Origin of the sequence: Edwardsiella ictaluri ATCC 33202 (assembly GCF_000264785.1) — a bacterium.
In the GTDB taxonomy this organism is placed as follows: Bacteria; Pseudomonadota; Gammaproteobacteria; order Enterobacterales; family Enterobacteriaceae; genus Edwardsiella; species Edwardsiella ictaluri.
In genome coordinates, this window is sequence record NZ_AFJI01000113.1 from 117731 (window position 1) to 144624 (window position 26894).

Genomic DNA, 26894 nt, shown 5'->3' on the forward strand with positions numbered 1-26894 from the left:
CCGTCATCAAACACAAAACCGGGTTACTCAATCTGGCTGATGAAGGTGGTGTGGATATGCTGATTAACCGTAGCCGATGAGCGCCAAATCTCAAAAATCGTACTATACATGTTCAGTGCCACTTGCACTTGCCTGACGGTCGTCAGGCTGTGGTGCGCAACGGCTATCTGCCTGAGCGCACCATCCAGACCGGCATTGGTGATGTAAACATCAGGGTACCCAAGGTGGGCTGTGACCGCAGCTGCAGTGTATCCAGTTCACCAACGCCCTGCTGCCTCCCTATCTCAAGCGTCTCGGCAGCGCAGAGGCTCTGGTGCCATGGCTCTGCCTTGAAGGCTTCTCCAGCGGGGATTATCAGGACGAACCCTGTGGGCTGCCGGGTGACCAGGCCAAGGGGCTCTCGGCCAACACCCCCTGCAGGTTTAAGGAAAGTTGGTGTGACGAATACCGGGAATGGCCAAGTCGATGTACCCAAGGTGAAAGAAGCGTTGCATGATATCTGGGTGGACGAGATCAGGGATAATGCCTACAAGGCATTTGACCGCCCGCTGACCCGCTTTCAAGCGAAGTATCCCGGGGTCATGGAGAAGCTGGTCAAAGATCGGGATGAACTGCTGGCGTTCCATGATTTTCCGGCAGAGCACTGGGGCCGTATCCGGGCAATCAACTCTATGGAGTCTACGTTTTCGACAGCCAGGTTACGCATCAGACGAACCAGAAACTGTGGGGCGCGGGAACCCACCCTTATATAAACTGCTGAAGTCTGCGCACAAAGGCTGACAGCGGCTCAAGGGATATGCGCTGCTGATGTTGGTAGTGGACAACGCGAAATTGCAGGACGGAATACACAGATAGACGACGTGTCAGACAGGAGCACTGTCTGACCTCGTACACCCGATTTGACAATAACTCTCTGACTCATCAGAAGATCCAATTCAGTACAAATTATTGCCCAATTAATTGGTAAAATGTCGGGTTATCAGCACATTGTCCGCCACCGCATTCGAGCACGGTTGAGATCAGATTGGCAACTATCACTAGGGCAAACAGCGCAATGGCGATTTTCCCCCACAGCGGAACGGATATAGTTTCTCCGGTTGTCGGTCGAACCTCGCCCAGCATCATCATAACAGCGATCGCCACAATGACGATAATAGATGCCAGTAGAGCCCAAGTATAGAAATGCAGCTCAAGGAAGGTTGAACCATAACCGGAGTCACCCGGTAGAATATGCAAAAACATCTGACGTGCTGCAATTGAGCCGGTTATTACACAGCCAATCAACGCTATACCGTAATGCGCCCCTTTAATGCCGAAACGCACATTAAATAAGAAACCAAATCCAATCAATATCAATCCGATGCGCTGCAATAAACAGAGCGGGCAGGGTAAATCAAGCAGTGCCAGTTGATAATAAAAAGCTACCAATAGCGCTGCGCTAATGCCAAACAGACCGAGAGTATTCCCCCCCATTATCAAAACATTATTTTTAGGAATATCCGTTGGAGTTGTCATAAATTAATTACCTTTAAAAAGAAAGAGTTAGAGTGTTTATGGCGTGGTGCTTGAACCAAAATAGGGTGATAACAACAAGGATAAGCCACAGGATATAAGTTAATTTTTTTTTGCCGGCTATCGTACTGAGTACCGTACCAAAAGCGATAAGAAAGGGAAGAAACATATACATGATAAATCTCCATAATTGATAAATGGTGAAAATATTGGGAGGGATGTTGCATTTAACTCATGGGATTCAATGTTAGTGGTTAGCTTGAGTGTCAGAAATTTTTGCATAGGTATACCAAAAGCATAGTTTAACCAATAGAGATATGCAAAAGATTGAGCGCTAATATCTTAAGAAAGTCTGTTTTGTTATATTCAGTCATTACTGAGCCCGTACATAAATTTGTGTAATTGCCTGATTTTAATATGTTCAATCCGATGGTGGTACATCCAATTAGTTAGTGGCTCATATAGGTTTTATTGAATAAATCGAACTTTTAGGTAATGGGTGGATCTGAGCGCTGCCGTCGTTTTTACATCGTGCCCATGGCAGAGCAAAAGTTCAAAATCACCAACTGGACGACCACAACAAAGCACTCAGGCCGCATGGTTCGCTGACAGTCTGGCTTGATGAATCTGCCATGGCTGCATGGACTGACAGTGCGCAGCCTGAAGATCGTGGTCGACCGCGTCGTTACACCGATATGGCTATCACCACGCATCCTGATGATGCAGCGCGTGTTCCATCTTTCGCTCCGGGCTTTGACGGACTTGGTTGACTCAACTTTTACGCGGATAGCTCTGCTGCTGTGTTGCCCGGGCTACAGCGGTATCAGGAAACGCACTAAGAACCGCTAACAAAACCGTTCAACAAAGCACAAGCAGATAACAGCACAAGCCAGCGTCAGCAATGCAAGATGGGTATCCAGCCGCCGTTCGAAACGGATACGCAGCTTGCCAAAACCCGCTAGCCACCCATGAGTTCGCTCTACAACCCAGCGATAACGACCCAATCGGTCATGGCTATCCATGCCTCGCCGGGCAATACGGGCCTTGATTCCCCGTCGCCTCAGATAATCCCGGCAACGGCGAAAATCATACCCCTTGTCTGCGTGTCGCTTGTCAGGCCGATATCGTGGTCGTCCTCTCTTGCCTGCTAACGCCGGGAGGGCATCCAACAATGGCTCAAACATTATCGGGTCATGGCGATTGGCTCCAGAGACAAGCACGGCGCGTGGTATGCCCTGACGTTGCACCACGATGTGTCGTTTACTGCCCAGCTTGCCTCTGTTTGTCGGGTTACGTCCTGTTTCCTGACCCTCCGGGGGCTGGCTACGCTCGCGCCATCGAGGCTTGCTCTGCTCCAGTCGATGTGAGCCGCTTGGTGTAGCCGGGTCAGCAGAGCCACGTGAAGTCGCAGCCAGATGCCTTGAACTTGCCAATCGCGTAGGCGACGCCAGCACGTCATTGCGCTGCCAAAACCCAGCGACTGGGGCAAGCCCTCCCACGGTATCCCAGTCGTAAGGACAAACAGAATACCGTTGAGAACGGCATCGTCATCAAGGCGTGGGCGGCCACACCGTGACGAAGGCTGTTGGGGCGGCAGAAGTGGCTGTCAGGATTTCCAGAGCTGCTTACTGATGATTTTTCGTGTCATGCCTACTACATGGGGATTGATGTTATTCGAATCAACTCGGTTTTGTTAGCGGCTCTTAACCTGTCGCTACGCGCATTACAGGGCTTCGTTGACCCGATGTTTAAGCTGATGGGGCTGTCGTTGTATTGCCCGGATGACTCTCCCGTCAGCAGATGGGCAAAACGCGTGAACATCAGCATAAAGACGCCAGCCCGTGGCGTGATCTCGCACCACGTCATTGACAGTAGCGGTCTGAAAGTCTCCGGCGAAGGTGAATGGAAAGTCCGGCAGCACGGAGCTGACAGGCACAGAGTGTGGCGCAGGCTTCATCTGGCCGCAGACAGTGAGACGCATGAAATTATCTGTGCCGGTTTATCACTCAGCGGGACGACAGATACTCAGGCACTGCCGGGACTCATAAGCCAGACCCACCGGAAAATCAGGGAAGCCTCAGCAGACGGAGCTTACGATACCCGTTACTGCCATGATGGGTTGCCGGGGAAAAAATCAGGCCACTTATACCGCCACGACACGGAGCGCAATATTGGCCTGACAGATACCCTGAGCGTAGCCATGCCATGGCAAATCAGCCTCTGAGGGGCAGCAATGGTGTCTGGCAAAAGAAAGTGGGCTATCACCGGCGTTCGATAGCCGAAACGGCAATGTTCCGCATTGCAAAACATGGCCGGGCGGCTATCTGACCCTGCGGGATGATGATGCACAGGGGGGTGAAGCGTTGACAATGGTCAACGCGCTGAACCGGATGACGCTGCCGGGTATGCCGCACTGCGAGCGGATCGCATAACCGGTGCGCCAGCGGGAGCCATCCTGTCGGCTAACGCTGATTTATTCAACCAAGCCTATTTCAGTCCATTAAAATGATGGAGACTATTTCCCCGGAACCGAAAGTGCCCGGGAAGGCGGTTTAAATGAGACGATGACAGAGACGGAAAAGAAAGCAACCGCCCAGATGAGACATGTTCCGCTTCACTCATCCGATCAGTACAGGAATTCTTGCATTATAATTGAATAAAACGAAAATAATTTCCACAATACAGAAAAGGAATCCTCCATGGTTGCCCCTGTTCCCGCAAAACGCGGTAGAAAACCCGCCGCTATCGCTGCACCCGCAACCGGGCAGGTTCAGTCATTAGCCCGCGGCCTGAAGCTGCTGGAGTGGATTGCGGAATCTAACGGTAGCGTGGCACTAACAGAGTTGGCACAGCAGGCTGGTCTACCTAATTCCACTACTCACCGTTTGTTGACCACCATGCAACAGCAGGGGTTTATCCGCCAGGTGGGCGAATTAGGCCACTGGGCTATAGGTGCGCATGCGTTTATCGTAGGCAGCGGCTTTTTGCAAAGCCGTAATCTGCTGGCGATTGTCCACCCAATTCTGCGCAAGCTGATGGAAGACTCCGGTGAAACAGTAAACTTGGCCATGCTGGATCAAAGCGACCATCAGGCCATTATTATCGACCAGGTGCAGTGTACCCAACTGATGCGCATGTCCGCCCCCATCGGCGGTAAGCTACCGATGCACGCCTCCGGTGCAGGTAAGGCGTTTTTATCTCAGTTAAGTGAAGAACAGGTGACTGACCTGCTGCACCGCAAAGGGCTGCACGCATACACCCACGCCACGCTGGTGTCGCCGGTACATTTAAAAGAGGATTTAGCCCAGACGCGTAAACGCGGCTACTCCTTTGATGACGAGGAACATGCGCTGGGGCTGCGCTGTGTGGCAGCGTGCATTTATGACGAGCACAGCGAGCCGTTTGCCGCTATTTCCATATCAGGACCCATTTCGCGCATTACCGACGATCGGGTGACCGAATTTGGTGCCATGGCGATCAAAGCGGCGAAAGAAGTGACACTGGCGTATGGCGGATTTCGTTAAGTCGCTTTCTGCGTGTGTATCCTGCGCACCCAGATAACCCGGATGAACAGTTTCAATTTCACCACAGGCCTCGTCATCACTGGCTTTACGTTCCAGCACTGCGATCTGGCTGTCAGTCAGTTCAATACCGTCGCGGGCCACTTTTTCTTCCAGTGCCTTCAGGCGCTTTTTGACGTTCTCAAGGTTGTGGTGCAACCCGATGGAACGGGCACCACTACCGGAGATAAAAACGCCCTGTTTGCACAGGTCGTTGCTGGTCCTGTGTTGACCGTGAGCCGGGAATACGACTGGTAAATTACCAAACAGGTTCTTCGCTTGTTGTGCGGATATGACCTGCATATCCCCTCCTCCTGACCCAAATAGCTTAAAATGTCTAAACATGGACATAATCGGTAGAGGAGGTCAACATCGCCAACGAAATTGGCGGATGAATTTAGCTCAAGCCTCCGGTCACAGTACAATCGTTGGTGAGCTATCACCATCCTTGGCCTCTGTTGTTGGAAAACGGCTAGCAAAAGCAAAAGTAGCATAACGCACGCTAAACCGTTGCCGATGGAGATAGGCGTAAACATCTTCCACGTGACCTTCACGGATCCGTGTTTGCAGACCTCGCCAGTAGTCAGCGCTGAACAGGTCTGCATGCATCTCTTCAAATAGCGGCCCGATACGCGGGTCGGCGCATAACCAGTGACGAAACTCTTCCGGGAATACATCCCCCGGCGATACGCTATACCACGGCTCAGAGCTCATCTCATCCTCCGGGTAACGTGGCAAGGGGATATGGCGAAAATTCACTTCCGTCATGTAGCAAATTTCATCGTAGTCATAGAACACCACGCGCCCATGACGGGTGACACCGAAGTTTTTAAACAGCATATCGCCGGGGAAAATATTGGCAGCAGCCAGTTGGCGAATAGCGTTGCCATACTCTTCAATGGCATCACGCAGTTGCTGACCTTCGACCTGTTCCAGCCAGATATTCAGCGGCACCATGCGTCGTTCGATATACAGATGGCGAATGACAATCTGATCGCCAAGATCGGTGATTTTTTCCGGGGATTCCTGTAACAACAGTGCCATCAGCGCCGGAGCGATTTGCCGTTTATTCAGCACAAAGTTCTCGAACTCCTGAGTGTCAGCCATACGCCCGACGCGATCGTGCTCTTTGACCAGTTGATAGCAGGCGCGGACCTGAGCGGCAGTCATCTCTTTTGGCGGGGCAAATTTGTCTTTGATGATTTTAAACACCCGATCAAAGCCCGGCAGGGTAAATACCAGCATCACCATGCCGCGGATCCCCGGCGCTTCGATAAATTGCTCATCGCAATTGGCAAGATAGCGCAGGTACTCGCGGTAGCTTTCGGTCTTCGCGTGTTTCTGACAGCCGATCGCCATATACAGCTCAGCGGTGGTTTTACCGGGCAGGATCTCGCGCAGCCACTCCACTAACGCTGCTGGCAGCGGGGCGTAAACCATAAAGTAGGAGCGGGCAAAACCAAACACAATGCTCGCCTCCGCCGTCGTGGTCAGGCAGGTATCGACAAACAACTCGCCTTCGTCAGCTCGGTGAATTGGCAGTAAAAACGGCAGCGTCCCCGAAGGGGTGAACAGCTTGGCGACCAGCCAGGCGGCCTTGTTGCGATAAAACAGCTCGTTCGCTACCTGTAAATGGCAGCTCTGCAACACATCTGCCCCCAGGGTTTCCGTCAGGTGTTCAATGATGTAGTGGACATCACGATGTTTGTTCTGCCACGGCAGACGCAGGGGCAGATCGCTGAGGACTCGCGTAAGCAGCCACTCCCAGCCGGTATCGGGAAAAAAGTCTTTCGCCAGCGGGCGGGGAATCGTGCGGAAACGGCGCTCTGGCTGAGAGCTGAAAATAAATAGCCGCTCGGGAGTCAGTGAGCGGTGGTCAAATAACCGACAGTAAACGGAGTTAAAAAAGCTCTCCGCAATCTCGAAACGCGGGTAATCCGGCAATAACCTGGTGTAATGTTCTTTTACACGAAGTAAAAAATTCGCGTCGGTGCTTTTGCCATCAGTCATGCAGCGCAGCTGCTCCACCACCAGAGCCACGTGATGATCGTAAAGGTGGATACGGCTTTTCATTGCCTGCTGAACCGCATGCCAGTCGGCGTGCTCAAAACGCTGCTGCGCGCCGGAGGTCACTTCCAGAAAACGGCCGTACTGGGCGTCGAAACCTTGCAAAATCGTCTGAGCAATCAGTAATTCCTGGCCATACGTCATCAATTTCTCCCATCGGATATTGATCCAAACTGCGATTCTTCAGTGGAACCAGTTAATGCTGTCACCGAGGAGGAGCCTCCCTGAATGATAGTGGTTACTTTGTCGAAATAGCCTGTACCAACTTCCTGCTGATGGGATACGAAAGTGTAACCGTCTTTAGCCGCCGCAAATTCTGGCTGCTGAACTTTCTCAACGTAGTAGCGCATACCTTCACCCTGCGCATAAGAATGAGCGAGGTCGAACATGTTGAACCACATGCTGTGGATGCCCGCCAGGGTGATGAACTGGTATTTGTAGCCCATATCTGACAGTCGCTGCTGGAAGCTGGCAATGGTTTTGTCATCCAGGTTTTTCTGCCAGTTAAACGACGGTGAACAGTTGTAGGCCAACAGTTTACCCGGGAATTTCGCATGTATAGCATCGGCAAAGCGCTGCGCCAGTTCGAGGTCCGGCGTGGAGGTTTCACACCACACCAAATCCGCATACGGTGCGTAGGCCAGACCACGGCTGATCGCTTGCTCAATGCCCGCATGCGTGCGGTAGAATCCTTCGCTGGTACGTTCGCCGGTGATGAACTCGCTGTCGTATGGGTCGCAATCAGAAGTAATCAAATCGGCTGCGTCAGCATCGGTACGCGCAATCACCAGCGTCGGTACACCCATGACGTCTGCAGCCAGACGAGCTGCCACCAGTTTCTGGATGGCTTCCTGAGTCGGCACCAGGACTTTGCCGCCCATGTGACCACATTTTTTCACCGATGCGAGCTGATCTTCGAAGTGAACGGCCGCTGCACCAGCCTCAATCATCGACTTCATCAGTTCAAACGCGTTCAGTACTCCGCCAAAACCCGCTTCCGCATCGGCAACGATTGGCAGGAAGTAATCCACGTAGCGCGGATCGTTTGGCTCAATACCTGTTGACCATTGGATCTGATCGGCACGACGGAATGTGTTGTTGATCCGATCCACCACCGCCGGGACAGAGTTTGCCGGATACAGCGATTGGTCTGGGTACATGCTGGATGCCAGGTTAGCATCTGCTGCCACCTGCCAGCCCGAAAGGTAGACCGCTTCAATCCCGGCTTTCGCCTGCTGCAGCGCCTGACCGCCGGTCAGCGCGCCGAGGCTGTTGATATAACCTTTCTTTGATTCTCCGTGCAGCAGACGCCACATTTTTGCCGCGCCAAGCTGCGCCAGTGTGCATTCCGGGTTGACCGAGCCACGTAATTTCACCACATCCTCCGCGCTATATGAGCGGGTGATGCCATTCCAGCGCGGTTGAGTCCATTCTTTCTGTAATTCCTCGATTTGTTGAGTACGGATTTTCATGTGCAGAGGCTCCATTAGAATAAATGGTGGGTAAATTAGGCCAAAAGGCGGTAGCCCGGTAACGTCAGGAAATCAATTAACTCATCGGAAGTGGTGATTTGCTCCATCAGGTGCGCGGCATCGTCAAAACGTCCTCTGCTGTAGCGGTGTTCGCTCAGCTCGTTCTGGATCACCAGCATCTCTTCGGCCAGCATCTGGCGGAACAACGACTTGGTAACCAGCTTGCCGTTACTGAGCGTTTTCTGGTGGTGGATCCACTGCCAGATGGAGGTACGGGAGATTTCAGCAGTGGCCGCATCTTCCATCAGGCCGTAAATCGGTACGCAGCCGTTACCGGAGATCCACGCTTCGATGTACTGCACAGCGACACGGATGTTGGCGCGCATACCTTCTTCCGTGCGCTCACCTTTGCAGGGTGCCAGCAGTTGTTCTGCGGTTATCGGCGCATCTTCTTCACGGGTCACGAACAGCTGATTTTTATTTTCACCGAGTACGTCGTTGAACACAGCCATTGCCGTGTCTGCCAGTCCCGGATGGGCAATCCATGTGCCGTCATGACCGTTATTTGCTTCCAGCGCTTTGTCCGCTTTTACCTTAGTCAGAACCTGGTGGTTACGTTCCGCATCTTTACTGGGAATGAACGCTGCCATGCCGCCCATCGCGAACGCACCGCGTTTATGACAAGTTTTAATCAGCAGACGCGAATAGGCGCTGAGAAATGGCTTATCCATCGTCACTACCTGACGGTCCGGCAGCACGCGATCCGGGTGGTTCTTCAGGGTTTTGATATAGCTGAAAATGTAGTCCCAGCGACCGCAGTTCAGGCCCACAATGTGGTCACGCAGCGCATGCAGGATCTCATCCATCTGGAAAACGGCTGGCAGCGTTTCAATCAGCAGGGTCGCTTTGATGGTACCGCGCGGCAGATTAAAGCGATCCTCTGCATAGCTGAACACTTCGCTCCACCATGCCGCTTCTTGCCAGGCCTGCGTTTTTGGCAGATAGAAATAGGGGCCGCTGCCTTTTGCCAACAACGTTTTGTAGTTGTGGAAGAAATAGAGAGCAAAGTCGAACAGGCTGCCCGGGATGGATTCTCCGCGCCAGGTGACGTGTTTTTCCGGCAGGTGCAGACCGCGAACGCGACACATCAACAGGGCCGGATTGGGTTTCAGTTGATAAATTTTACCGGCTTCGCTGGTGTAGCTAATGGTGCCATTGACCGCATCGCGCAGATTGATCTGCCCGTCGATAACTTTGCTCCATTCGGGGGCCAGTGAATCTTCAAAATCAGCCATAAAGACTTTGACGTTCGCGTTCAGCGCATTGATGAGCATTTTGCGCTCAACGGGCCCGGTGATCTCTACACGACGATCCAGTAAATCATCAGGAATATCGCGAATTTTCCAGTCACCATCACGAATGGAATTGGTTTCCGAAATAAAATCAGGCAACTTACCGTCATCAATATCCTGCTGCTGCTGGATACGTGCAGCCAGAAGCTTATTCCGTTTTGGCGTAAATCTTGTCACCAGACTGGTTAGAAACCCCACCGCTTCAGCGGTCAGAATTTGCTGTTCCTGTTCGCCATGCGGCCTGGTGAAGACCAGTTCATCGGTTGTCGTTGCCTGTTGATTCATTGCGTAGCTCCTCGTCATTGATCCAAACACATCCCCAATGCGAACGAAGGATTGTTGTGCATTTTTTACCCAGCACAACTAAGACTACTCATTTAAACATCAAAATCAAAAACAATTTCCATTTTTAATTTAATTATTATGCAAGCTGATGATAACAATATAAATAAAATTTAATTACACGCTAATGTGCGTTTCTAAAATAAAAAAATCACCCAAAGGTGCCTGATTCAACATGCTGAAACGTTTAAGGATCGTCTGCTGCAGAAGATTAATCCAACGTTGGATTCATGTGACGCAGATCATATGGAGTGATCTGGTAGACGTAATCGTTGAGCCAGCTGGTAAACAGCAGATTGCCGTAACCCTAGCCCTAAATAGCTGCACCTAATACCGCTACACTTTTGCCAGATCATGTTTCCCTCTGGGGAATGGACTGACGGTTTCCATAAAATGACGAACCTTTTTCAACAGTTGCCACATTGAACGGCACTGATGATTACGCGTTATCGTGTCGTGAAGCGCCTGCCATAGCCGCTCAACATGATTCACCCACGGCGAGTAAACTGGCGGGTAAATCACCCTGAACTTCGGATTTTGCTTCAGCCAGCGCTGCGTTTCCCGGCTTTTGTGAATGATGTCGTTATCCACGATCAGCGTTATCGTTTCTGCCCGCCAGAACATCGCTTTAATATAATTTAATATACTGATAAATAAGGATAAGATTTTGCCATTACCGCCCATGTAGCTGACTTTGCCCGTACCGCAGTGCAGCGCTTCGGCCAGAGAGTATTTTTCATTCTGCCCTGGTGTTACCACGCGTTTTTGTTGTCTGCGTAGCTGCCAGTCCGCACCGATTTTGGGATTAAGAACCGCTAACAAAACCGTTCAACAAAGCACAAGCAGATAACAGCACAAGCCAGCGTCAGCAATGCAAGATGGGTATCCAGCCGCCGTTCGAAACGGATACGCAGCTTGCCAAAACCCGCTAGCCACCCATGAGTTCGCTCTACAACCCAGCGATAACGACCCCATCGGTCATGGCTATCCATGCCTCGCCGGGCAATACGGGCCTTGATTCCCCGTCGCCTCAGATAATCCCGGCAACGGCGAAAATCATACCCCTTGTCTGCGTGTCGCTTGTCAGGCCGATATCGTGGTTGTCCTCTCTTGCCTGCTAACGCCGGGAGGGCATCCCACAATGGCTCAAACATTATCGGGTCATGACGACTGGCTCCTGGGACAAGCACGGCGCGTGGTATGCCCTGACGTTGCACCACGATGTGTCGTTTACTGCCCAGATTGCCTCTGTCTGTCGGGTTACGTCCTGTTTCCTGGCCCCCCGGGGCTGGCTACGCTCGCGCCATCGAGGCTTGCTCTGCTCCAGTCGATGTGACCCGCTTGGTGTAGCTGGGTCAGCAGAGCCACGTGAAGTCGCAGCCAGATGCCTTGAGCTTGCCAGTCGCGTAGGCGACGCCAGCACGTCATTGCGCTGCCAAAACCCAACGACTGGGGCAACTCCTCCCACGGTATCCCAGTCGTAAGGACAAACAGAATGCCGTTGAGAACGGCATCGTCGGGCGGCCACACCGTGACGAAGGCTGTTGGGGCGGCAGAAGTGGCTGTAAGGATTTCCAGAGCTGCTTACTGATGATTTTTCGTGTCATGCCTGCTATACAGCATCTGAGCGACAGCAATGGTATCTGACAAAAGAAGTGGACTGGCTGGACTGAACGGGGGCGTGCATACATCTCAGCGTGGAGCGAATAGCTGCTACAGTCTGTTGCGGGTTATCTGTTTTGTTACCCTTGAAAAGCGAATTTGTGGTCCCCATCTGTAACGCTATAACCCATTTTATCTGCGTGTTATCGATGAGAGGTAAAAGCGAATAATGAAAGGCCAAGAAACCCGTGGCTTCCAGTCAGAGGTGAAACAGCTTCTGCACCTGATGATCCACTCACTCTACTCCAATAAAGAGATCTTCCTGCGTGAGCTTATCTCCAACGCGTCCGATGCTGCTGACAAACTGCGCTTCCGTGCGCTGTCCAACCCGGATCTGTATCAGGGCGATGGTGAGCTGCGCGTGCGCGTCAGTGTGGATCGCGACAACCGCACCCTGACGCTGAGCGATAACGGCATCGGTATGACGCGCGATGAGGTAATCGAGAACCTTGGCACCATCGCTAAGTCCGGTACCAAAGCGTTCCTGGAGTCAATGGGCTCCGATCAGGCGAAAGACAGCCAGCTTATCGGGCAGTTTGGCGTGGGCTTCTACTCCGCCTTTATCGTGGCGGATAAGGTCACCGTCCGTACCCGCGCCGCCGGCGCCAGCGCTGATCAGGGGGTATTCTGGGAGTCTGCCGGTGAGGGCGACTACACCATCGCCGATATCGAGAAAGCCGATCGCGGCACCGAGATCACCCTGCACCTGCGCGAGGGCGAGGATGACTTCCTGGATGACTGGCGGCTGCGTAACATCATCGGCAAGTACTCCGACCATATCGCTCTGCCTGTCGAGATCCTCAGCAGCGAGGGCGAAGAGGGCGAGAAGAAGTGGGAGAAGATCAATAAGGCTCAGGCGCTGTGGACCCGCAATAAAGCGGATATCAGCGATGAAGAGTATAACGAGTTCTATAAACACATCGCCCATGACTTCAGCGATCCGCTGGCCTGGAGCCATAACCGGGTAGAGGGCAAACAGGAGTACACCAGCCTGCTGTATATCCCCTCCAAGGCACCCTGGGATCTGTTTAACCGCGACCATCAGCACGGTCTGAAGCTGTATGTGCAGCGCGTGTTCATCATGGACGACGCCGAGCAGTTTATGCCGAACTACCTGCGCTTTGTGCGTGGCCTGGTGGACTCTAACGATCTGCCACTCAACGTTTCGCGTGAGCTGTTGCAGGATAGTCGCGTCACTCAGAACCTGCGTTCAGCGCTGACCAAGCGCGTGCTACAGATGCTGGAAAAACTGGCCAAGGATGATGCCGAAGCCTATCAGACCTTCTGGCAACAATTCGGCCTGGTGCTGAAAGAGGGGCCGGCGGAGGATGCTGCCAACCGTGAAGCGATTGCCAAACTGTTGCGCTTTGCTTCCACCCATAATGACAGCGCATTGCAAAACGTGTCGCTGGACGACTACATCGGGCGCATGAAGGAAGGGCAGGAGAAGATTTACTACATCACCGCCGACAGCTATGCCGCCGCTGCCAGCAGCCCGCATCTGGAGCTGCTGCGTAAGAAGGGCATCGAAGTACTGCTGCTCTCCGAGCGTATCGATGAGTGGATGATGAGCTACCTGACCGAGTACGATGCCAAGTCCTTCCAGTCTGTCAGTAAGAAGGATGAGACGCTGGAGAAACTGGCCGACGAAGGGGACAGCGATGCGCAGAAAGAGGCGGATAAAGCGCTGGAGCCGTTCGTTGAGCGGGTGAAAACCCTGCTGGGCGAGCGGGTGAAGGCGGTACGCCTGACGCATCGCCTGACCGATACGCCGGCGGTGGTCAGCACCGACGGCGATGAGATGACGACCCAGATGGCCAAGTTGTTTGCCGCCGCGGGACAGCAGGCGCCGGAAGTGAAGTATATCTTCGAACTCAATCCGGAGCATGCGCTGGTACAGCGCGCTGCGGAGTTGCAGGATGACGGGCGCTTTGCCCAGTGGATTGAGCTGCTGCTGGATCAGGCTCTGCTCGCCGAGCGCGGCAGCCTGGAAGATCCTAACCAGTTCATCAAGCGTATCAACACGCTGCTGCTGGCCTGATAGCCGGTCATTGCGTGAAAGGGCGGCCTCTGGGCCGCCCTTTCTGTTTGGCCGCTGCCCGACGGAAAGCGGGTTTTTTACCGGCAATTGCGTCGAACGACCAGTTTCACGCTTCAGCCATATGGCGTTGCCTTGAGCCGGTGCCCGTTATAATGGTAAGGTTTAGCGTTTTTTAAATCTTAGGTAATAATTTGAGGGGAATTACGCGATGCGTATTATTCTGCTGGGCGCTCCGGGCGCCGGTAAGGGCACACAGGCACAGTTTATCATGGAGAAATACGGTATTCCGCAGATCTCCACCGGTGACATGCTACGCGCTGCGGTGAAGGCAGGCAGTGAGCTGGGCAAACAGGCTAAAGCGATCATGGACGCCGGTAAGCTGGTGACCGATGAGCTGGTTATCGCGCTGGTCAAAGAGCGTATCGCTCAGGAAGATTGCCACAACGGTTTTCTGCTCGATGGTTTCCCGCGCACCATTCCGCAGGCGGATGCCATGAAAGAGGCCGGGATCAACGTCGATTATGTTCTGGAGTTTGCCGTACCGGACGAACTGATCGTCGATCGCATCATTGGCCGTCGCGTTCACCCGGGATCCGGGCGGGTTTATCACGTTAAGTTCAACCCGCCGCAGGTTGAAGGTAAGGATGACGTGACCGGTGAAGATCTGATGACCCGTAAGGACGATCAGGAAGAGACCGTGCGTAAGCGTCTGGTTGAATACCATCAGCAGACCGCGCCGCTGATTGGCTACTATGGCCAGGAAGCGCAGGCGGGCAATACCCGCTATGTGAAGATCGATGGTACCCAGAGCGTCGATAGCGTGCGCGCCGAGCTGGAAAACGTGCTGGGCTAATGCCGAAAGCCACGCGATGAAGCGGCCGATGGGCCGCTTTTTTGTCGCCGTTATCCGGGGTGCTCGGCCGATGTCAGCGATTGGTGGGACGCCGCCGTTTATCCTTTACAATAGGGGTAAGCGAATGGGGGGAGCGAAGAGATGATGGCAGAAAAACATGGGGTACTGCTGGTGAATCTGGGCACACCGTCGGCGGCGACGCCTGCGGCGGTCAAGGCCTACCTGGCGGAGTTTCTTAGCGATCGGCGGGTGGTGGATCTGCCATCCTGGCAGTGGCAGCCGCTGCTGCGTGGGCTTATCCTGCCGCGCCGGGCGCCGCGGGTCGCCCGTCTGTATCAGTCTATCTGGACGGCGCAGGGGTCGCCGCTGTTGTACTATAGCCAACGCCTGTGCGACGGGCTGCAGGCGCGTCTGGGCGAGGCGATCCCGGTTGTGCTGGGTATGAGCTACGGTGAGCCGTCGCTGGACCGCGCGCTGTCCGCGCTGTCCGACGCGGGGGTGACCCAGCTGACGGTGGTTCCGCTGTATCCACAGTACTCCTGTTCGACCAGCGCCGCCGTGTTTGACGGTGTGGCGGCCTGGCTGGCACGGCAGCGGTGTATACCGGCACTGCGCTTCGTGCGCGACTACGCGCAGCACCCGGCCTATATTGCCGCGCTGTGTCAGCGTATCCGCTGCAGCATAGCTGAACACGGACAGCCTGACATATTGCTGTTTTCCTACCACGGCATTCCGCAGCGCTATGCCGCTGAAGGGGATGATTATCCGCAACGCTGCCTGGCGACCACGCAGGCGGTGGTTCAGGCGTTAGGGCTGATGCCGTCCCAGTATGCCGTCAGCTTTCAGTCGCGCTTTGGCCGGGAGCCTTGGCTGACACCCTATACCGATGAGACCGTGGTCGCCCTGGCCACCGGTGGTGTGCGTCATTTGCAAGTGATTTGTCCCGGTTTTGCCGCCGATTGCCTGGAGACGCTGGAGGAGATCGCGGTACAGAATCGTGAGGCCTTTTTGGCTGCTGGCGGCCACCATTTTGCCTATATTCCGGCGCTGAACGATGACGACATGCAGATAACGCTGCTGCAGCAGCTGGTCGCGGCGACGCCAGCGTAGGATGCCCGCTGACGAGGCCGGGGGGAGTGTGCTATTCTAGCCCGCTCCCTTTTCTTTTTGCCGATAACTCAGATGAAATTCCCCGGTCAACGCAAGTCTAAACACTATTTCCCGGTTAATGCCCGCGATCCGCTGCTGCAAAAGACGCAGCATAATGAAATTGATAAAGCCTACGTTGTGGGTATCGATCAGACGCTGGTGGATATTGAGGCCAAGGTGGATGAGGCGTTTATCGCCCGCTATGGTCTGAGCCAAGGGCACTCTCTGGTGATCGAGGATGATGTCGCCGAAGCGCTGTACCAGGAGCTGTGTGACAGTAAGCTGATTACCCATGAGTTTGCTGGGGGCACGATCGGCAATACCCTGCACAACTACTCCGTACTGGCCGACGATCGCTCGGTTCTGTTGGGGGTGATGTGTGAAAACGTTAAAATCGGCAGCTATGCCTACCGCTATCTGTGTAACACCTCAAGCCGCACCGATCTGGACCACTTGCAGGGCGTCGATGGTCCTATCGGTCGCTGTTTTACCCTGATCACCGATAACGGCGAGCGTACCTTTGCCATCAGCCCGGGCATGATGAACCAGCTGCGTCCGGAAAGCATTCCCGAGGCGGTGATCGCCGGGGCCTCCGCGCTGGTGCTGACGGCCTATCTGGTGCGCTGTAAGCCGGGCGAACCGATGCGCGATGCGACCATGCAGGCGATCGCCTATGCCAAAAAACACCATGTTCCGGTGGTACTGACTCTGGGTACCAAGTATGTGATCGCCGACGATCCGCAGTTCTGGCGCGATTTCCTGCGCGATCATGTCACCATTGTGGCGATGAACGAAGAAGAGGCCCAGGAGCTGACCGGGCTGTCCGATCCGCTGGCGGCTTCAGACCGGGCGCTGGAGTGGGTGGATCTGGTGCTGTGCACCGCCGGTCCGGTCGGCCTGTATATGGCGGGTTATACCGAAGATGACGGCAAGCGAAAAACCCAGCATCCGCTGTTGCCGGGGGTGATCCCTGAGTTCAATCTGTACGAGTTCAGCCGGGCGATGCGTCGTGCCATGTGTGAAGCGCCGTGCCGGATCTACTCGCATATTGCGCCGTATATGGGGGGGCCGGAGAAGATTATGAATACCAACGGCGCCGGAGATGGTGCGCTCTCTGCGTTGCTGCACGATATCGCGGCTAATGAGTTTCACCGTACCAATGTACCTAACTCCAGTAAGCATCAGCGTAGCTATCTGACTTACTCCTCGCTGGCGCAGGTGTGCAAATATGCCAATCGCGTCAGTTATCAGGTGCTCAATCAGCATTCGCCGCGCCTGACCCGGGGTCTGCCCGAGCGGGAAGACAGCCTGGAAGAGTCCTACTGGGAGCGCTGAATAGCCTCTCTCCCGCAGGCAGATGAGCGGATTTCACAGAGATGATACGCCGGCGCAGTGCCGGCGTTTTCTTGATAGCATGCGGCACCATCTGCGCTGAGTGAGTGGCTAGATAGGGCGCAAAAGACTAGAAACGCTCTCATTTCCCCTAAGCGGAATACCTCTTTTCACTTTCCGCAACCATATTCATAGAGCAATTTTCTTGGGTGACAATAATATCATACAAATAAAATAACGATGTAACATAATGAATTAATTTATTTTTTGTATTTAATCAACATCCACCAAATGGAATTATCTTTAAAATTAATCAATTATTTATTTTTTATCACTTTTATTGGTTTTACTGTTTCCCATGGGACAATTATTCTCTGCGCAAGCTTTTACATTAATAAAAATAAATATCCTTATTATAATATAAGCAAGTAGACATATGTCTTGAAAATATATTTAATGTTGCGATTTGCATGGCTCTATGTTAATTGCGCGGTGCCGATTTTTGATATTTTTAATAAGGCTATATCTATTTTGATTGTCTTTTTGACATGCGCTGAGCATTTTCTTGATTGTCTGTAATAGTTTTATTTTTTTTACTTTTCCATCATGCAAAATATATTTACAACCTCGTTTCGCGCCACTCTGGTAGGCGGGTGTTTTTAATTGATAAACGGAGTTATGATAATGAAAAAATTTTTACTGCCTGTTATGGTTCTGGCCGCTGCCGCGGTGAGTGGCCAGGCAAGTGCAGCTAACGGTAAAGTTGAGTTTACAGGTGAAATCGTTAATTCTACCTGTCAAGTAAGCAGCGACTCTCAAAATATTAATGTGTATTTAGGTAAATATCCGACCTCCGCATTTAAAACGGTTGGCGATAAGTCTGCATCCAAGGCTTTCCAGATTAACCTGGAGCAGTGTGAGCCGGGAACTTACACCGTCCGTTTCGATGGCAACACCGTTGCCGGTCATCCTGACCTGCTGGCCGTCTCCAGTAGTGGCGCAACAGCGGCGGCGAAAGGCGTGGGTATTGAAATTACGGACGTTAACGGCAAAGCGTTCCCGATCGCCGATCAGAGCCAGGGTGATGTGCCCACGGTGACGGTCGTTAGCGATAAGAAAGCGATATTTAACCTGCAGGCACGCTATCGCTCTTATGTTAATACGGTTACCGCCGGTCTGGCCAACGCGACCAGTCCGTTCACCATCGAATATAAATAATTATTCGTCGGAATATTCGGCCAGGGATGGTTCGTATAGAGGAATAAGATGAACCGAATCGTTGCCGTATTATTACTGGTGAGCACTTTTACTGCCCATGCAGGAATTCAGGTTGATGCTACGCGTGTTATTTATAATGGCGATGAAAAGTCAGCGTCTCTGCCTATCCACAATGACAGTGTGGATGCCTATATGGTGCAGACATGGCTGGATAACGGGGATAGCACCAAGGTAGAGAGTAAGTTACCGATGGTGGTGGTACCACCGATTGTTAAACTGGATGCGCAAAAATCGGCAATTTTACGTTTTATCTATTCCGGGCAGGGTTTTCTGCAGGATCAGGAAACACTGCTGTGGGTGAACGTACAGGAAATCCCGCCAACGCCAAAGCAAGAAAATGTATTACAACTTGCTGTACGTACGCGGATTAAGCTGTTTTATCGCCCGGGTTCGCTGCATACCACGCTGGATGAACAGGTTCGTAAACTGCGCTGGCAGAAAGCGGGTCATCAGTTACTGGCCATCAACGACGGGCCGCTGCACATCACCTTTGGCTCTGTACAGATGCAGGGCAACAACGGTAAGCCCATTGCGGTAGATACCAATATGGTCAACCCCCACAGCCGCCTGGCGATCGCCATTCCGGCGGGAGCTCACGTCGGAAATACAGTCTCCTTCAGCTACATCAATGACTTTGGGGGCCGGACTGAGGTTAAGGACGCGACAGTATACTGACGGAGAGAAGCGGGATGGCGCAACACCAACGGACAGGATCACTGAAGACAGAGCCGACACGCTGGATGTGCCTGGCATTTGCCGCCGGTAGCCTGTCCCTGGGGTGCAGCGCATCGGCCTGGGCCGAATTCAACATGTCATTCGTTCACGGCAGCGAAAATGTCAACGCCGCTCAGGCGGTGGCACAGGGTAACGCGTTGCCGCCCGGTGGGTATCCGTTTGCGATTTACCTGAACAAGCAGCAGGTCGATAATAAAATTATCCGTTTCACGGCGAAAGAGGGCGCCGCTGCCCAGCCCTGCCTGACGGTGGAGGATCTGCTTAACTATGGGGTGAAACTGCCCGATACGCTAACCCCGGGCAGCTGCGTCGACGTGGCCGCCACTGTTAAGGGTAGCACGCTCTCCTTTGATCCGGCGGTGCAGCAGATCGACCTTTCCGTGCCGCAGGTTATGCTGGTGCAGCACGCGCGCGGCGATATCCCGACGACCCTGTACGATCAGGGGATCAACGCTGCTTTTAGCAATTACAGCCTGAACTATAACCGCAACAGCAGTCAGCAGCAGAGTGGCCAAAACAGCGAATATACCTTTCTGTCCCTGAATAACGGTCTTAATCTGTGGCGCTGGCGCCTGCGCAATAATATGACCATGAATAAAATCAGCGGTCAGTCGGCGCAGTGGGACAATATCGCTACCTGGGCGGAGATGGATATCGCGTCCTGGCGTAGTCGGGTGCAACTGGGGCAGGCCAGCACCAATAATACCGTTTTTAATAGCATTCAGTTTCGCGGCGTCCAGCTTTCCAGCGTGGATGATATGCTGCCCGAAAGCCTGCGCGGCTATGCCCCGGTGGTGCGCGGCATCGCCTCAACCAACGCCCGCGTCGATATTCGTCAGAACGGCTATGTGGTTTACAGCACCAACGTGGCGCCGGGCGCTTTTGAGATCCGCGATATCTACCCGCACTCCAACAGTGGCGACCTGCAGGTGACGGTCAATGAGGCCGACGGCACCCGTAAGCACTTTAGCGTCTCTTACTCCTCCATCGCCAATATGCTGCGTGAGGGGATCTGGAACTATCAGCTGACGGCGGGCCGCTACCAGAGCGGTGATACCCGCTATACCCCCAACTTTATGCAGGGGACGCTGGCGCGCGGCATTGCCTATGGTCTGACGCCCTATGGCGGACTGATTGTGGCGGATAACTATCGCGCCGCCGCGTTGGGTATGGCCAAAAATATGGGCGAATGGGGCGCCATCTCCATTGATGGTGCCTATTCCGATACGACGCTGGCCAACGGTGAGCGCGCCCGCGGGCAGAGCTACCGTTTTCTCTACTCCAAGTCCCTGAACCAGATGGGCACCAACGTACAGCTGGCAGGCTATCGCTATGCGACGTCGGGCTATTATGACTTTGCCGATGCGGTAGAGGAGCGCAGCCGATGGCGGCAGGGGATATACGAGAATAACTACTATAACCCGGGCGATGGGCAGACCGGGATCCCCGATCTGGACAATCGCAACCGACATCGCGTGTATACCCCGCGCTATGCCAACAAGCGCGAGCGCGTGGATGTCTCCATTAACCAGCAGCTGTGGCAGGGGGCGACGTTGTATGCCAACGTCAGCAGCCAGAGCTACTGGGGCGGCGGTGGCCGGGATCGTACCGTCCAGTTGGGCTACAACGATGCCATTAAGAGCATTAGCTATGGCGTATACCTGCAGGATACGCGCAGCCAGTACGGCTACGCCGATCGCAGTATCAACCTGTCGGTGTCGATTCCGCTGAACTGGGGACGCGACAATCATTCGGCCTCGCTGAACGTCAGCGGAACCCACAGCCGCCAGAGCGGGGACAGCTATAACACCGGCATCAGTGGAACGGCGCTGAGCGATCAACGGCTGAACTACGCCCTGAGTACCGGCCATACCGCGTCGGCGGGGCAGAGCAGCGCGCTGAACCTGGACTACCGCGGTGCCTATGGCAACCTGGACGGCAGCTATAGCTACAGCAACAGCTATAATCAGCTGGGGCTGGGGCTATCCGGTGGCGTATTGCTTCACTCCGGCGGCGTGACGCTGTCGCAGCCGCTGCAGAATACGGTCATTCTGGTCGAGGCGAAGCACGCCAGCGGCGTTCGCCTGGATAACCAGAGCGGCGTGGCCATCGATCCCTTCGGCTATGCGGTGGTCCCCTCGGCGACACCATACAGATTCAACGCGGTGGCGCTGCATACGCAGGACTTTGAGCCAGGTTTGGATGTGCCGGTGGCCAGCAGGCAGGTGGTGCCGACGGAGAAGGCTATTGTGAAGGTGCGTTTTGACACGTTTTACGGCGTGAGCCTACTGATCCATAGCCACCTCAACGGTGGCGGCTACCCGGCGGTTGGCGCCAGCGTCTTTAACCAGCAGGGACGTAACAGCGGAACCGTGGGGCTTAACGGCGATCTGTATGTATCCGGAGCGCAGCCGGGCGAGAGGCTGACCCTGCGCTGGGGCAATCAGCCGGGCCAGCAGTGCACGCTGGTGCTGCCGTCCGATCTGTCGATGCGGAATACCACGGTGGGCTACCAGGAACTCTCTCTACCCTGTCAGATTCAATAAGGTGACGGATTAATGAAAGGCCTAAGTATAAAACAGGCGCTTGTATTCACGCTGCTGCTGCTGGGGCTCTGCATCAGCCGTCAGGCATCCGCGCTCTCCTGTCGGGAGGGCAGTAACGCAGGGAGCTGGGTACCCATTGGGAGTATTTATCAGCGCATCGATATCGGGCGGCCGATTATCCTGTCTGCCGCCGACTTTACCGCCGGTAATCTGATTTGGCGCTCGCAGAACTTTAGCACCACCTTTACCTGCTGGGATAACTGGAATACCGGAAGGGGAGAACATGCCTATATTTACTGGAATCCAAAGGATGCGTTTGGGAGCCTGCACCGTTCACTGTCGGTTGGGGTCTCGATCAATGGTATCGACTATGATGCGATTAACATGAAACAGAGCGGCGGTCGGCCCAGCGGCCCCGATCTGGGCGAGGGGACATCCAACAACGGCGGTGGTATCGCCAGATCGCGTACGGTCACCGTCAGCTATTCGGTGTACATCAAGGCCACCGGCGTAACGCCGCCAGCGGGTAGTTTCCCGGCGCTGGGACTGCCATCGCTGTTTCAGATTGACGGCGTGGGCGGCTTGGACGCGCGCCCCAACGGCAATTTTAACGCCTATATATCCGGGTTGGATAAGATCCAGGTGACCCACTGCAACCCGCAGATCAGCGTGCTGGCGAATCATGGCAACAGTATCGATTTCGGTACGCTGAGCGCCACCGGTGCGCGTCCGGGCGTTATCGCCCGCCAGATACCATTCAGTATCAAGGCGACGCTGCGCGGCGGAGAGTGCGGCGGGCAGCAGCTGCAGGCCAGCTTCAGTACCCTGAGGGCGGACGTTGGCGATCGGTCGCTGATTCTGCCGGATACCAACCCGGGCGTGGGGATTTTCCTGACAAAGGCGGGTGATACCAGCACTACACCGATCCCGTTGCAGAGTAATATCGATTTCGGCGGCCGACTGCAGGATAAGCAGAATGAGGTGAGCGAGAACTTTACCGCCAACCTGAAATGGCTGACCAATCGGCCGACGGCGGGGCGCTTCCATGCGACGGCCAACGTCGACGTCACCTTTAAATAGTCTGGTATGCAGTCTTGGTGCGCAGTGCGTGTAACCTTTAGAGTCTTTAATGCATTGTTAGGTGAGTTACGTCACAATAAATGGCTGATTTGTCAACAGAATCACCGACTGATTCAGGTTAAGATAGGGATGTTCGCCGCCGAGCCTCCCCGGGGCTGGCATGAGTGGCGCGTTATTGTGACAAGGAGAGAGGGCAATGAAATTTACCTATCGGGGTGCCGCCTGCGCGATAGCACTAACGCTGGCGCTGACGCCAGGCTGGTCGCTGGCCTGGGAAAAAGATAAAACCTATAACCTGACCATTCTGCATACCAACGATCACCACGGCCACTTCTGGCAGAGCGAGCAGGGCGAATATGGTCTGGCTGCCCAGAAAACGCTGGTGGATCGCCTGCGTGCCGAGATTGCCGCTGAGGGCGGCAGCGTGCTGCTGCTGTCGGGGGGGGATATCAATACCGGAGTTCCGGAGTCCGATCTGCAGGATGCCGAGCCCGATTTTCGCGGTATGAATCTGGTGGGCTACGATGCAATGGCCATCGGCAACCACGAGTTCGACAATCCGCTGAACGTGCTGCGTCAGCAGCAGAAGTGGGCCGACTTCCCGCTGCTGTCGGCCAATATCTATGCGCAAGATAGTGGTAAGCGCCTGTTTCAGCCCTATCAGATGTTCGATCGCCAGGGGATCCGCATTGCGGTGATCGGCCTGACCACCGACGATACGGTCAAGATAGGTAACCCTGAATACCTGAAGAATATCGAGTTCCGCCCCCCGGCGGCGGAGGCCAAGGGCGTGGTAGAGCAGCTGCGGGCCAACGAGAAGCCGGACGTGGTGATCGCCGCGACGCACATGGGCCACTATGACAACGGCAAGCATGGCTCCAACGCCCCGGGCGATGTTGAAATGGCGCGCGCGCTGCCGGCGGGCTACCTCGACATGATCGTTGGCGGCCACTCGCAGGATCCGGTGTGCATGGCACAGGAAAACCGTAAGCAGGCGAATTATGTCCCCGGTACGCCTTGTGCGCCGGATCGCCAGAACGGGACCTGGATCGTTCAGGCTCATGAATGGGGTAAATATGTTGGACGGGCCGACTTTACCTTCCGTAACGGGGAGCTGACCCTGCAGCGCTACCAGCTGATCCCGGTGAATCTCAACCGGCAGGAGAAGCAGGCCGACGGTTCGGAGACGCGGATCTATTACACCGAGGAGATCCCGCAGGATAAGGTGATGCTGAAGCTGCTGGCGCCGTATCAGGATCAGGGGCAGGCCGCGCTGGCGGTGAAAATCGGCAGTGTAGAGGGGCGTCTGGAGGGGGATCGCAGCAGGGTCCGTTTTGAGCAGACCAACATGGGGCGCCTGCTACTGGCAGCGCAGATGGAGCGAACCCATGCCGACCTGGGCGTAATGAGCGGTGGCGGGGTGCGCGACTCGATAGACAGCGGTGACATCAGCTATAAGGATGTGCTTAAGGTGCAGCCGTTCGGTAATGCCGTAGTCTATGTCGACATGAACGGTGCGGAGCTGGAGAAATACCTGAGCGCCGTCGCCAATAAAAAGCCCAACTCCGGCGCCTATGCGCAGTTTGCCAATCTGAGCCTGACGGCGGACGGCAAGCAGGGCGTCAGCGACGTGAAGATTGGCGGGAAACCGCTGCAGGCTGACCGGATCTATCGCGTAGCGTTGCTGAGCTTTAATGCCAGCGGCGGCGATGATTACCCCAATGTGACCCAGTATCCGGGCTACGTGAACACCGGTTTTATTGACGCCGAAGTGCTGAAGGACTATATCCAGCGCCATTCACCGCTCAAGGCGGCGGACTATCAGCCGAACGGCGAGATCGTGTATCGCAATTAAGCGTCATTTCCCACGCCGTGCGTAGCGGTATTTATCTCTGTAACGGCATGCGCGGCATGCCGTTTTTGATCGCCGCGAAGCCGGTCTCAGGCCGCGTCGCGTTTGGCGATATCGGCAAAGCTTCCCTGCAGCAGGGCGGCGAGATCGGCGGCGGCCAGCTCAATGTCTACTCCGCGCTTGCCGCCGGAGACAAAGATGGTGTCGAACTGGCGGGCGGGCGCATCAATCACCGTCGGCAGACGCTTTTTTTGCCCCAGCGGACTGATGCCGCCGACCAGATAACCGGTGACGCGCTGAGCCAGCGCAGGGTCGGCCATATCGGCCTTCTTGGCGCCGAATGCCTTGGCAACCTTCTTGAGATCGAGCTGGGTGGCGACCGGCGTGACGGCGACGGCGAGTTTCTTGCTGTCGCCGTTCAGGGCGACCAGCAGCGTTTTATAGACCCGATCGGCGCTCAGACCCAGCTTGCGTACCACTTCGTCGCCGAAGTTGGTTTCATGGGGATCGTGCTCATAGGCATGCAGGGAAAAAGCGATGTTATTTTTTTCCAGTAGCAGAACGGCTGGCGTCATTGGGAAGACCTCATCATGCATTTTGCGCCAGTATATATCATACAAAAATGTTGGCCAGCGTCGGATGACGGCATCGCGTGCCGCGGGAGAGCGTCTGGATTACTTCCGGTGGATAACTGTTGCCAGCGCGGCCTGGCGATTGCTACCTTATAAAGGATACCGGGCACCCCTTGGGGGGCGCCCGGAATAATAATATCTGAAGTTCCTCTTTGACTGGCCAATAGCAATATTGGCCTTTTTTTATACGCTGTATGTAGCATATGCCCCCCGGAGGGGCAGGCAAACAGTCTGATTATCAGTCCGGCCACCGAGTTAGAGCCGCTAACAAAACCGTTCAACAAAGCGCAAGCAGATAACAGCACAAGTCAGCGTCAGCAATGCAAGATGGGTATCCAGCCGCCGTTCGAAACGGATACGCAGCTTGCCAAAACCCGCTAACCAACCATGAGTTCGCTCTACAACCCAGCGATAACGACCCAAGCGGTCATGACTATCAATGCCTCGCCGGGCAATACGGGCCTTGATTCCCCGTCGCCTCAGATAATCCCGGCAACGGCGAAAATCATACCCCTTGTCTGCGTGTCGCTTGTCAGGCCGATATCGTGGTCGCCCTCTCTTGCCTGCTAACGCCGGGAGGGCATCCAACAATGGCTCAAACATTATCGAGTCATGGCGATTGGCTCCAGAGACAAGCACGGCGAGTGGTATGCCCTGACGTTGCACCACTATGTGTCGTTTACTGCCCAGCTTTCCTCTGTCTGTCGGGTTACGTCCTGTTTCCTGGCCCCCCGGGGGCTGGCTACGCTCGCGCCATCGAGGCTTGCTCTGCTCCAGTCGATGTGACCCGCTTGGTGTAGCTGGGTCAGCAGAGCCACGTGAAGTCGCAGCCAGATGCCTTGAGCTTGCCAGTCGCGTAGGCGACGCCAGCACGTCATTGCGCTGCCAAAACCCAGCGACTGGGGCAAGTTCTCCCAGGGTATCCCAGTCGTAAGGACAAACAGAATACCGTTGAGAACGGCATCGTCATCAAGGTGTGGGTGACCCCCCCGTGACGAAGGCAGTTGGGGCGGCAGAAGTGGCTGTCAGGATTTCCAGAGCTGCTTACTGATGATTTTTCGTGTCATGCCTACTATGTGGGGATTGGCGTTATTCGAATCAACTCGGTTTTGTTAGCGGCCCTAAATCCGCTCATCTAATCCTCTGATACTATTATAGTTTCCATTCTGTCATTCTCACATACATTTATAATTCTTTGTACGGTAATTAATCGGTGGACTCGGCCAAAACAACGAAGGCCGCTTTCGCGACCTTATGCAAGTACAAATACTCACTGAGAACCATTAAGTAACATATCCGCTGGTTCGAACATATTGCCTACTCCAGTAATCGATCCGCTGCGTTTTTCCGTACGCAGGTGGTCATGCCGTCGGCGGGATAGTTCGGCGTTATATAATGGGAGATGGCGGGTATTACATGATGAAAGATC

General features: G+C 54.5%; 18 protein-coding genes and 7 pseudogenes. 13 read left to right on the plus strand and 12 right to left on the minus strand.

All coding sequences use genetic code 11. The features are described 5' to 3' along the window. Positions 1 to 128: 128 nt before the first annotated feature. A pseudogene (locus tag EIEH_RS19895) lies at positions 129 to 884 on the plus strand (transposase); the annotation flags it as partial. Between the two features lie 61 nt (positions 885 to 945). On the opposite strand, the gene EIEH_RS16580 reads toward EIEH_RS19895, so the two are convergent. Then, positions 946 to 1515 (minus strand): disulfide bond formation protein B, encoded by a 570-nt coding sequence (locus tag EIEH_RS16580; RefSeq protein ID WP_015870502.1) that lies wholly within the window; start codon positions 1513 to 1515, stop codon positions 946 to 948. A gap of 13 nt (positions 1516 to 1528) precedes the next feature. Further along, positions 1529 to 1687 carry a DUF5993 family protein gene (locus tag EIEH_RS19900; RefSeq protein WP_015870503.1) on the minus strand — a complete coding sequence of 53 codons (159 nt, stop codon included), beginning with the start codon at positions 1685 to 1687 and terminating at the stop codon, positions 1529 to 1531. A gap of 362 nt (positions 1688 to 2049) precedes the next feature. Here EIEH_RS19900 and EIEH_RS19205 point away from each other — a divergent pair. Beyond that, a pseudogene (locus EIEH_RS19205) lies at positions 2050 to 2352 on the plus strand (transposase); the annotation flags it as partial. 5 nt (positions 2353 to 2357) lie between these two features. On the opposite strand, the gene EIEH_RS18255 reads toward EIEH_RS19205, so the two are convergent. After that, positions 2358 to 3109, minus strand: a protein-coding gene (locus EIEH_RS18255; RefSeq protein WP_107775178.1) for an IS5 family transposase whose coding sequence is annotated in 2 segments (ribosomal slippage) — positions 2358 to 2833 and positions 2833 to 3109 — 753 coding nt in all. Because the reading frame shifts where the segments join, the coding sequence is not laid out codon by codon here. 108 nt (positions 3110 to 3217) lie between these two features. Between EIEH_RS18255 and EIEH_RS16590 the strand changes: the two are divergent. Together EIEH_RS16590 and iclR are read left to right on the plus strand one after the other, a co-directional pair. Then, positions 3218 to 3944, plus strand: a pseudogene (locus tag EIEH_RS16590) (IS5 family transposase); the annotation flags it as partial. Positions 3945 to 4211: 267 nt separating this feature from the next. Continuing rightward, positions 4212 to 5036 carry a glyoxylate bypass operon transcriptional repressor IclR gene (gene iclR / locus EIEH_RS16595; protein WP_015870506.1) on the plus strand — a complete coding sequence of 275 codons (825 nt, stop codon included), beginning with the start codon at positions 4212 to 4214 and terminating at the stop codon, positions 5034 to 5036. 15 nt (positions 5037 to 5051) lie between these two features. Here iclR and EIEH_RS18265 read toward each other — a convergent pair. The 7 genes and pseudogenes from EIEH_RS18265 to EIEH_RS18670 all read right to left on the minus strand — a co-directional run. Beyond that, positions 5052 to 5321, minus strand: a pseudogene (locus EIEH_RS18265) (IS481 family transposase); the annotation flags it as partial. A 165-nt stretch (positions 5322 to 5486) separates the two neighbouring features. Next, positions 5487 to 7283 (minus strand): bifunctional isocitrate dehydrogenase kinase/phosphatase, encoded by a 1797-nt coding sequence (aceK, locus tag EIEH_RS16605; RefSeq protein WP_035610385.1) that lies wholly within the window; start codon positions 7281 to 7283, stop codon positions 5487 to 5489. Next, positions 7283 to 8611 (minus strand): isocitrate lyase, encoded by a 1329-nt coding sequence (gene aceA, locus EIEH_RS16610; protein WP_015870507.1) that lies wholly within the window; start codon positions 8609 to 8611, stop codon positions 7283 to 7285. The genes aceK and aceA overlap by 1 nt, the downstream gene beginning before the upstream one ends. Before the next feature lie 35 nt (positions 8612 to 8646). Beyond that, positions 8647 to 10248 carry a malate synthase A gene (gene aceB, locus EIEH_RS16615; protein ID WP_015870508.1) on the minus strand — a complete coding sequence of 534 codons (1602 nt, stop codon included), beginning with the start codon at positions 10246 to 10248 and terminating at the stop codon, positions 8647 to 8649. 268 nt (positions 10249 to 10516) lie between these two features. Then, a pseudogene (locus EIEH_RS19905) lies at positions 10517 to 10609 on the minus strand (hypothetical protein); the annotation flags it as partial. A 32-nt stretch (positions 10610 to 10641) separates the two neighbouring features. Then, positions 10642 to 11115 (minus strand): annotated as a pseudogene (locus EIEH_RS16620) (IS630 family transposase); the annotation flags it as partial. A gap of 5 nt (positions 11116 to 11120) precedes the next feature. Next, positions 11121 to 11912: pseudogene (locus EIEH_RS18670) on the minus strand (IS5 family transposase). A gap of 224 nt (positions 11913 to 12136) precedes the next feature. Between EIEH_RS18670 and htpG the strand changes: the two are divergent. The 9 genes from htpG (at position 12137) to ushA (ending at position 24836) form a co-directional block, all read left to right on the plus strand. Beyond that, complete coding sequence (htpG, locus tag EIEH_RS16625; RefSeq protein ID WP_015870510.1) at positions 12137 to 14008, plus strand: molecular chaperone HtpG; 1872 nt, start codon at positions 12137 to 12139, stop codon at positions 14006 to 14008. Positions 14009 to 14216: 208 nt separating this feature from the next. Beyond that, the gene (gene adk / locus EIEH_RS16630; protein ID WP_015870511.1) at positions 14217 to 14861 is read left to right on the plus strand and encodes an adenylate kinase; all 645 of its coding nucleotides are present in this window, start codon (positions 14217 to 14219) and stop codon (positions 14859 to 14861) included. A 141-nt stretch (positions 14862 to 15002) separates the two neighbouring features. Beyond that, positions 15003 to 15971: a ferrochelatase gene (gene hemH, locus EIEH_RS16635; protein ID WP_015870512.1), complete on the plus strand. Its 969-nt coding sequence runs from the start codon at positions 15003 to 15005 to the stop codon at positions 15969 to 15971. Positions 15972 to 16043: 72 nt separating this feature from the next. Continuing rightward, complete coding sequence (locus EIEH_RS16640; RefSeq protein ID WP_015870513.1) at positions 16044 to 17345, plus strand: inosine/guanosine kinase; 1302 nt, start codon at positions 16044 to 16046, stop codon at positions 17343 to 17345. A gap of 681 nt (positions 17346 to 18026) precedes the next feature. Continuing rightward, positions 18027 to 18560, plus strand: a complete 534-nt coding sequence (locus EIEH_RS16645; protein WP_015870516.1) for a fimbrial protein — start codon at positions 18027 to 18029, stop codon at positions 18558 to 18560. A gap of 48 nt (positions 18561 to 18608) precedes the next feature. Further along, positions 18609 to 19295 (plus strand): fimbrial biogenesis chaperone, encoded by a 687-nt coding sequence (locus tag EIEH_RS16650; protein WP_015870517.1) that lies wholly within the window; start codon positions 18609 to 18611, stop codon positions 19293 to 19295. Between the two features lie 14 nt (positions 19296 to 19309). Further along, positions 19310 to 21901: a fimbria/pilus outer membrane usher protein gene (locus EIEH_RS16655; protein ID WP_015870518.1), complete on the plus strand. Its 2592-nt coding sequence runs from the start codon at positions 19310 to 19312 to the stop codon at positions 21899 to 21901. A 12-nt stretch (positions 21902 to 21913) separates the two neighbouring features. Further along, entirely contained in the window at positions 21914 to 22981 is a 1068-nt protein-coding gene (locus EIEH_RS16660; protein WP_015870519.1) for a fimbrial protein, read from the plus strand. 196 nt (positions 22982 to 23177) lie between these two features. Beyond that, entirely contained in the window at positions 23178 to 24836 is a 1659-nt protein-coding gene (gene ushA / locus EIEH_RS16665; RefSeq protein WP_015870520.1) for a bifunctional UDP-sugar hydrolase/5'-nucleotidase UshA, read from the plus strand. 86 nt (positions 24837 to 24922) lie between these two features. Here ushA and ybaK read toward each other — a convergent pair whose 3' ends face one another. Both ybaK and EIEH_RS18675 read right to left on the minus strand, forming a co-directional pair. Further along, the gene (gene ybaK / locus EIEH_RS16670; RefSeq protein ID WP_015870521.1) at positions 24923 to 25408 is read right to left on the minus strand and encodes a Cys-tRNA(Pro)/Cys-tRNA(Cys) deacylase YbaK; all 486 of its coding nucleotides are present in this window, start codon (positions 25406 to 25408) and stop codon (positions 24923 to 24925) included. Positions 25409 to 25729: 321 nt separating this feature from the next. Then, positions 25730 to 26481 (minus strand): IS5 family transposase gene (locus EIEH_RS18675; protein WP_107775177.1). Its coding sequence is split into 2 segments (ribosomal slippage): positions 25730 to 26205 and positions 26205 to 26481, totalling 753 coding nucleotides; the frame shifts between segments, so codons are not numbered across the junction. Between the last annotated feature and the right edge of the window lie 413 nt (positions 26482 to 26894).

Bases quoted from the DNA above. Each gene is read 5' to 3' on its own strand.
- ushA (WP_015870520.1), top strand. From the start codon at position 23,178: ATGAAATTTACCTATCGGGGTGCCGCCTGCGCGATAGCACTAACGCTG.
- EIEH_RS16660 (WP_015870519.1), top strand. From the start codon at position 21,914: ATGAAAGGCCTAAGTATAAAACAGGCGCTTGTATTCACGCTGCTGCTG.
- aceA (WP_015870507.1), bottom strand. From the start codon at position 8,611: ATGAAAATCCGTACTCAACAAATCGAGGAATTACAGAAAGAATGGACT.
- EIEH_RS16645 (WP_015870516.1), top strand. From the start codon at position 18,027: ATGAAAAAATTTTTACTGCCTGTTATGGTTCTGGCCGCTGCCGCGGTG.
- EIEH_RS16640 (WP_015870513.1), top strand. From the start codon at position 16,044: ATGAAATTCCCCGGTCAACGCAAGTCTAAACACTATTTCCCGGTTAAT.
- EIEH_RS19900 (WP_015870503.1), bottom strand. From the start codon at position 1,687: ATGTATATGTTTCTTCCCTTTCTTATCGCTTTTGGTACGGTACTCAGT.
- iclR (WP_015870506.1), top strand. From the start codon at position 4,212: ATGGTTGCCCCTGTTCCCGCAAAACGCGGTAGAAAACCCGCCGCTATC.
- aceB (WP_015870508.1), bottom strand. From the start codon at position 10,248: ATGAATCAACAGGCAACGACAACCGATGAACTGGTCTTCACCAGGCCG.
- EIEH_RS16655 (WP_015870518.1), top strand. From the start codon at position 19,310: ATGGCGCAACACCAACGGACAGGATCACTGAAGACAGAGCCGACACGC.
- adk (WP_015870511.1), top strand. From the start codon at position 14,217: ATGCGTATTATTCTGCTGGGCGCTCCGGGCGCCGGTAAGGGCACACAG.
- aceK (WP_035610385.1), bottom strand. From the start codon at position 7,283: ATGACGTATGGCCAGGAATTACTGATTGCTCAGACGATTTTGCAAGGT.
- htpG (WP_015870510.1), top strand. From the start codon at position 12,137: ATGAAAGGCCAAGAAACCCGTGGCTTCCAGTCAGAGGTGAAACAGCTT.
- ybaK (WP_015870521.1), bottom strand. From the start codon at position 25,408: ATGACGCCAGCCGTTCTGCTACTGGAAAAAAATAACATCGCTTTTTCC.
- EIEH_RS16580 (WP_015870502.1), bottom strand. From the start codon at position 1,515: ATGACAACTCCAACGGATATTCCTAAAAATAATGTTTTGATAATGGGG.
- hemH (WP_015870512.1), top strand. From the start codon at position 15,003: ATGATGGCAGAAAAACATGGGGTACTGCTGGTGAATCTGGGCACACCG.
- EIEH_RS16650 (WP_015870517.1), top strand. From the start codon at position 18,609: ATGAACCGAATCGTTGCCGTATTATTACTGGTGAGCACTTTTACTGCC.